This window comes from Streptomyces sp. NPDC102274 (assembly GCF_044766385.1).
Lineage (GTDB): Bacteria > Actinomycetota > Actinomycetes > Streptomycetales > Streptomycetaceae > Streptomyces.
In genome coordinates, this window is sequence record NZ_JBIWLW010000037.1 from 77393 (window position 1) to 83392 (window position 6000).

General features: G+C 68.7%; 5 protein-coding genes. 2 read left to right on the forward strand and 3 right to left on the reverse strand.

The genetic code is table 11. The features are described from left to right. Positions 1–94 precede the first annotated feature (94 nt). Both ACIRQP_RS34805 and ACIRQP_RS34810 read left to right on the forward strand, forming a co-directional pair. Complete coding sequence (locus ACIRQP_RS34805; RefSeq protein WP_403897586.1) at positions 95–970, forward strand: RecB family exonuclease; 876 nt, start codon at positions 95–97, stop codon at positions 968–970. Between the two features lie 75 nt (positions 971–1045). Continuing rightward, positions 1046–1717, forward strand: coding sequence for a response regulator (locus tag ACIRQP_RS34810; RefSeq protein ID WP_401883508.1), 672 nt, complete (start codon positions 1046–1048; stop codon positions 1715–1717). Between the two features lie 105 nt (positions 1718–1822). Here ACIRQP_RS34810 and ACIRQP_RS34815 read toward each other — a convergent pair whose 3' ends face one another. The 3 genes from ACIRQP_RS34815 to ACIRQP_RS34825 form a co-directional block, all read right to left on the reverse strand. Beyond that, on the reverse strand, positions 1823–3427 hold the full coding sequence (locus tag ACIRQP_RS34815) for an ABC transporter substrate-binding protein (RefSeq protein ID WP_403897589.1): 1605 nt from the start codon (positions 3425–3427) through the stop codon (positions 1823–1825). A gap of 506 nt (positions 3428–3933) precedes the next feature. Then, a complete protein-coding gene (locus ACIRQP_RS34820) occupies positions 3934–4635 on the reverse strand; it encodes an HAD family hydrolase (RefSeq protein ID WP_403897591.1) in 702 nt (233 codons plus the stop codon). Positions 4636–4812: 177 nt separating this feature from the next. Further along, positions 4813–6000 (reverse strand): vitamin B12 dependent-methionine synthase activation domain-containing protein (locus tag ACIRQP_RS34825; RefSeq protein WP_403897594.1); only part of this gene is annotated, 1188 nt, incomplete at its 5' end.

Consider the following 6000-nt stretch of genomic DNA (forward strand, 5'->3'; position numbering starts at 1 on the left):
TCGGCAGCGTCGCTCGCTCGATCATGCAGTGCGAGAGGCTCTGTAGTCGATGGTATTCGGATCGCTGTCAGTGTCGGGTCATAGGGTCTGCGTCATGAGTACGAGCCTGCCGCCCACTTCTCCGGTCCCGACGCCCGTCGCGTCTCCGAGCGGGCCTCCGACGTCGCTGTCGCCGTCGCGTGCGAGCGACTTCATGCAGTGCCCTCTGCTGTACCGGTTCCGGGTGATCGACAAGCTGCCGGAGAAGCCCAGCGAGGCGGCGACCCGCGGCACGCTCGTCCACGCGGTGCTGGAGCGGCTCTTCGACGCGCCGGCCGTGGAGCGTACGGCGCCCCGGGCGAAGGCGCTGGTCCCCGGCCAGTGGGACCGGCTGCTGGAGTCCCGTCCCGAGTTGGCCGCGCTGTTCGCGGAGGACGCGGACGGCGAGCGGTTGGCGCGCTGGCTGGCGGAGGCGGAGCAACTGGTCGAGCGGTGGTTCTCGCTGGAGGACCCGACCCGGCTGGAACCGGCCGAGCGGGAGCTGTTCGTCGAGACCGAGCTGGAGTCGGGGCTGCGGCTGCGCGGGGTGATCGACCGCGTCGATGTGGCGCCCACGGGCGAGGTGCGGATCGTCGACTACAAGACGGGCAAGGCCCCCCGTCCCGAGTACGCGGACGGGGCGCGGTTCCAGATGTCGTTCTACGCGCTGGTGATCTGGCGGCTGAAGCGGGTGGTGCCGCGCCGGCTCCAACTGGTGTATCTGGGCAGCGGGGAGGTCGTCACGTACGACCCGGTGGAGGCCGATCTGGAGCGGGTGGAGCGCAAACTGCTCGCGCTGTGGCAGGCGATCAGACTGGCCACCGAGACGGGTGACTGGCGGCCGCGCCCCACGAAGCTGTGCGGCTGGTGCGACCACCAGGCGGTCTGTCCGGAATTCGGCGGTACGCCTCCCGTCTATCCGCTGACGGTCGGCGTGCCGGGGAGCGTGTAGGCACCCGCCGCGCCCGGCGGAGTCGCGGTGGGGTGGTCAGGGCAGAATGGGGCCGGTCTAGTGAAGGAGTTCCCTGTGACTGTCCGCGTCCTACTGGTCGATGACCAGCCGCTGCTGCGCACCGGCTTCCGGATGATCCTGGAGGCCGAACAGGACATCGCGGTCGTCGGCGAGGCCGGGGACGGCCTCCAGGCCATCGACCAGGTCCGCGCCCTGCAGCCCGATGTGGTGCTGATGGACATCCGGATGCCCCGGATGGACGGGGTGGAGGCGACCCGCCAGATCACCGGCCCCGGCCGGGACGGTCCGGCGAAGGTGCTGGTCCTGACGACCTTCGATCTCGACGAGTACGTGGTGGAGGCGCTGCGCGCGGGGGCCAGCGGCTTTCTGCTCAAGGACGCGCCCGCCAATGAGCTGGTGCAGGCGATCCGGGTGGTCGCGGCGGGCGAGGCGATGCTGGCGCCGAGCATCACGCGCCGGCTGCTCGACAAGTACGCGGATCATCTGCCGTCCGGCGAGGAGCCGATGCCCGACACGCTGCACACGCTGACCGAGCGCGAGGTCGAGGTGCTCAAGCTGGTCGCCCGGGGGCTGTCCAACGCGGAGATCGCGGCGGACCTCTTCGTCAGTGAGACCACGGTCAAGACGCATGTGGGCCATGTGCTGACCAAGCTGGGGCTGCGCGACCGGGTACAGGCCGCGGTGTACGCGTACGAGAGCGGGCTGGTGCGCCCCGGCGCCCAGTGACGACGGCGGATCGCCGCCCCGGACATGTCCGGCCGCGTGGGCCTCGCCCACGCGGCCGGACCGCTGTTCAGGAAGTTCCGGGAGTCTCCCGGGGGTACGGAAGGGTCAGGACGCTCCGGGGCCGCGGCGCAGCTCCCAGAGGAGCAGTTCCGCCGAGGAGTTGACCGCCCACTCCACGCCCGCGATGTCATCGTGCGAGGCGACGTACTGCTTGCCCTGCCAGAGCGGCAGCACCGGTACGTCGTCGGCGACGATGTCCTGGATCTGACTGAAGGTCTGCGTGGCGGCGCTGCGGTCGGCCTCGCGGCGCGACTGCGGGATCAGCTCGCCACGCAGTTTGGCGTTGTCGTAGGGCGTGTTGAGGAAGTTGTCCTTGTCCAGGAACGGCGCGACATAGCTGTCCGGGTCCGGGAAGTCGGGGAACCAGCCCATGCCGTAGACCGAGTAGTCACCCTTGATCTGGTTCGGGCGGAAGGTCTTCCACTCCGTGCCCTTGATGGAGACGTCGAAGAGCTTGCTGCTGTTGAGCTGGGCCTTGAGGGTCTCGAACTCCTTGGCCGTCGCCTCGCCGTAGTGGTCGGTGGTGTAGTTCAGCTCAAGCTTCACGGGGGTGTCGATCCCGGCACCCTCCAGCAGGGCGGCGGCCTTGGTCAGGTTGCGGTCGCCGTACTTGTTGAAGAACGAGTTGGTGTGCGTGGCGATGCTCGACGGGATGAGCGAGTACAGCGGCTCGGCCATCGCGCCGTACACCTTGCTGACCAGGTCGCCGCGGTCGATGGTGTACGCCATCGCCTGGCGCACCGCCTTCTCCTTGACGGTCGGGGCGTCGGTGTCGAAGCCGAGGTAACGGATCTCCAGACCCGGCATCTCGGTGAGCTGGATGCCCTCCTTGGGCTTCTCGACCATCGCCTGCACCTGCTCGGGCGTCATCGCGCGGGTCATCACATCGATGTCGCCGCTGTCGAGGGCCTTGCCCATGTCGTCCGCGTCCGTGAAGGGCCGCAGCTCGACCTTGTCGTTCTGGATGTGCAGATCGCCCTTGTAATCGGGGTTCTTGGTGAAGGTCGCCTTGGTGACGGTGTCGCCCTTGATCTCCGGCTTGAAGATGTACGGGCCGGAGCCGGACACGTCGAAGCCCTTGCGGAGCTTCGTCGGCTCGTAGTCCTTCTTGCTGACGATGCCGGCCGGCGGCGTGGACAGCTTGTACGGGAAGGTCGCGTCGGGCGTCTTGAGATGGAAAATGATCTCGCGGGCGCCGTCGCTCTCCATCGTGTCGATGTTGGTCAGCAGACCGGCCACACCGCTGGGGTCGTTGATCTTCAGGACCCGCTCGAAGGAGTACTTCACATCATCGGCCGTGATGGGGTCGCCGCCGGCGAACTTCAGCCCCTCGCGCAGGGTGCAGCGGTAGCTCTCGTTCGCCCGGTCCGTGAACGTGCAGTTGGAGGCGGCGTCCGGGACCGGCTTGCCGCCACCGCGCGGGACGTGCGTCAGCGTCTGGATGGTCTGACGCAGGACATTCCAGGAACCGGTGTCGTACGCGGCGGCCGGGTCCAGCGGGGCGATGGCCTCTTTCGTCGCGATGTACTGGTCCGTGGTGCCCACGACAATGGCCTCGCCGCCGGAGCCACCGTCCGAGCCACCGCAACCGGCGAGCACGGGCGCAAGCAGGCCGATCACGGCCGACAGCGCCAAAGTCTTGCGGTTCATCCTGGACGTACTCCCTCATCCGGCACTGAGATACAGCGGTGCACATGGGAGACTCCGCCGCGCCCACCCGTTCGGGGCAGAGGCGATCGGGCCGGGATACAGGGCGATCGGTCCTGTGTGCATGGCGACTTGGTGGGTCGTCGGGACACGTCGTTGAAGCGGCGAAGTGCTCGCGATGAGATTAGTCGGAGGCTCCGGGAATGCCGGACCGGGCCCGATCTGAAACGTAATCACACAGTGATCGGAAATAGCGGCGCGTGGATATCCGGGCCGCGGAATGATTCACACACCGACCCATAAACCGGGACACAAGGTCACAGGCAGTCCCACCTCAGACCGGCATGGATCACCCTCACCCTCCCCTGTCGACGCACAGGCGAGTGATAAAGGTCACTTCCACGGTGTTTGAGGGTGCCCGGATCGCGGTCGGCGAAGGTCACGGAAAATATCCGCGCCAATGCCGAGAGTTTCCGTTCGGTATTTCGGCACCACTCTCAGTACGCGCTTCAGTGCCCCTGTGTCATCAAACCGCGCAGAAATACCAGATCGACCTCTTCGAGCGAGCCGACGATCGTGCGGCCGGCCGCCGGGGCGATCGGTGCGACGGAGGGTACGGCGACCACCCGGCATCCGGCGGCCTCGGCGGCGGCCACACCGGTGGCCGTGTCCTCGATGACGGCGCAGCGCGCCGGATCGGCGCCCAGGCCCCGCGCGGCGAGCAGATACGGGTCGGGGTGCGGCTTGGTACGGGGCACCTCGTCGCCCGCCACGGTGAGCCCGAAATTCTCGGGCCCGAGGGAGGCCAGCACCCGGTCGATGATGCGCCGGTGCGAGGCCGAGACCAGGGCGGTGGGCACCTCGTGGGCGGCCAGCTCGGTGAGCAGCCGGGTCGCGCCGGGCATCAGGGGCAGATCGCGCCCGATCCGGTCCTCGAAGCTGTCATTGAGCAGCACGGTGAGCTCGCTGAGGGTGATGGCGGCGCCGGTCGCCTCGATGAGGAAGCTCGCGCTGCGGGTCATGGGCCCGCCGACCACCACTTCGCGCCAGGTCTCGTCGAGGACGTGGCCGAGGGCCTTGAAGACCTCCACCTCGGCTTCCCACCAGAATCCCTCGGTGTCGACCAGGGTGCCGTCCATGTCGAGAAGGACGGCCTGAAGCGCGGAGCCTTCGGCCGTTCGGGTCAGGGACGCGGGGACCGTACTGGTCATCCGGCACACCTCCATGAGGGACGAGAAGGCCGGTCACCTTGCCCGCGGGGTTGCCCCTCCGGGACAGGCGACCGGCCTGCACTGGACCGATAAGTGTACGACTCGTCCGCCGCTCGCGCCGGTCGGTTCCCCCGGAGGGGATCCGGGGGCCCGGCGCGGGCCGCGGCGCCCGGGGCCTCAGCGCGCGTTGAAGTACTTCGCCTCGGGGTGGTGGATCACGATGGCGTCGGTGGACTGCTCGGGGTGGAGCTGGAACTCCTCGGAGAGCTGGACACCGATCCGCTCCGGCTCCAGCAGCTCCGCGATCTTCGCGCGGTCCTCCAGATCCGGGCAGGCGCCGTAGCCGAGCGAGAAGCGGGCGCCCCGGTACTTCAGGGCGAACATGTCCTCGACCTCGGCCGGGTCCTCGCCGGCGAAGCCCAGCTCGGAGCGGACCCGGGCGTGCCAGTACTCGGCGAGCGCTTCGGCGAGCTGGACGGAGAGCCCGTGCAGCTCCAGATAGTCGCGGTAGGCGTTGGCCTCGAAGAGCTCCGCGGTCGCCTCACCGATCTTCGAGCCGACGGTGACGACCTGGAGGCCGACCACATCCGTCTCGCCGGAATCCTCCGGGCGGAAGAAGTCCGCCAGGCAGAGACGGCGGCCGCGGCGCTGGCGGGGGAAGGTGAAGCGGGTGCGCTCGGAACCGTCGTCGTTCAGCAGGATCAGATCGTCGCCCTTGGACACGCAGGGGAAGTAGCCGTAAACGACGGCGGCTTCCAGCATGTTCTGGGTGTGCAGCTGCTCCAGCCAGCCGCGCAGCCGGGGCCGGCCCTCGCTCTCCACCAGCTCCTCGTAGCTGGGGCCGCCCTTGCGGGCCTCCTTCAGCCCCCACTGGCCCTTGAAGAGCGCACCCTCGTCCAGCCAGGAGGCGTACTCCTTGAGCTGGATGCCCTTGACCACGCGCGTGCCCCAGAACGGCGGCGTCGGGACGGGGTTGTCGACGGCGACGTCCGAGCGGGCCGCGCCCTCCTCCGGCCGCTCCTCGACCTCGGTCCGGGGCCTGGCCTTGACCCGGCGCTGCTTCAGCTCGGGCAGGACGGCGCCGGGGACGCCGCGCTTGACGGAGATCAGGGCGTCCATCAGCCGCAGACCCTCGAACGCGTCGCGCGCGTAGCGGACTTCGCCCTCGTAGATCTCGTGCAGATCCTGCTCGACATAGGCCCGGGTCAGCGCCGCGCCACCGAGGATCACCGGGTAGTCGGCGGCCATCTGCCGCTGATTGAGCTCTTCCAGGTTCTCCTTCATGATCACGGTCGACTTCACCAGCAGACCGGACATGCCGATGACATCCGCCCGGTGCTCCTCGGCGGCCTCCAGGATCGCGGA

What these genes read in the sequence shown, in the direction of transcription:
- ACIRQP_RS34815 (WP_403897589.1), bottom strand. Translation starts at nt 3,427, where the DNA reads ATGAACCGCAAGACTTTGGCGCTGTCGGCCGTGATCGGCCTGCTTGCG.
- ACIRQP_RS34820 (WP_403897591.1), bottom strand. Translation starts at nt 4,635, where the DNA reads ATGACCAGTACGGTCCCCGCGTCCCTGACCCGAACGGCCGAAGGCTCC.
- ACIRQP_RS34805 (WP_403897586.1), top strand. Translation starts at nt 95, where the DNA reads ATGAGTACGAGCCTGCCGCCCACTTCTCCGGTCCCGACGCCCGTCGCG.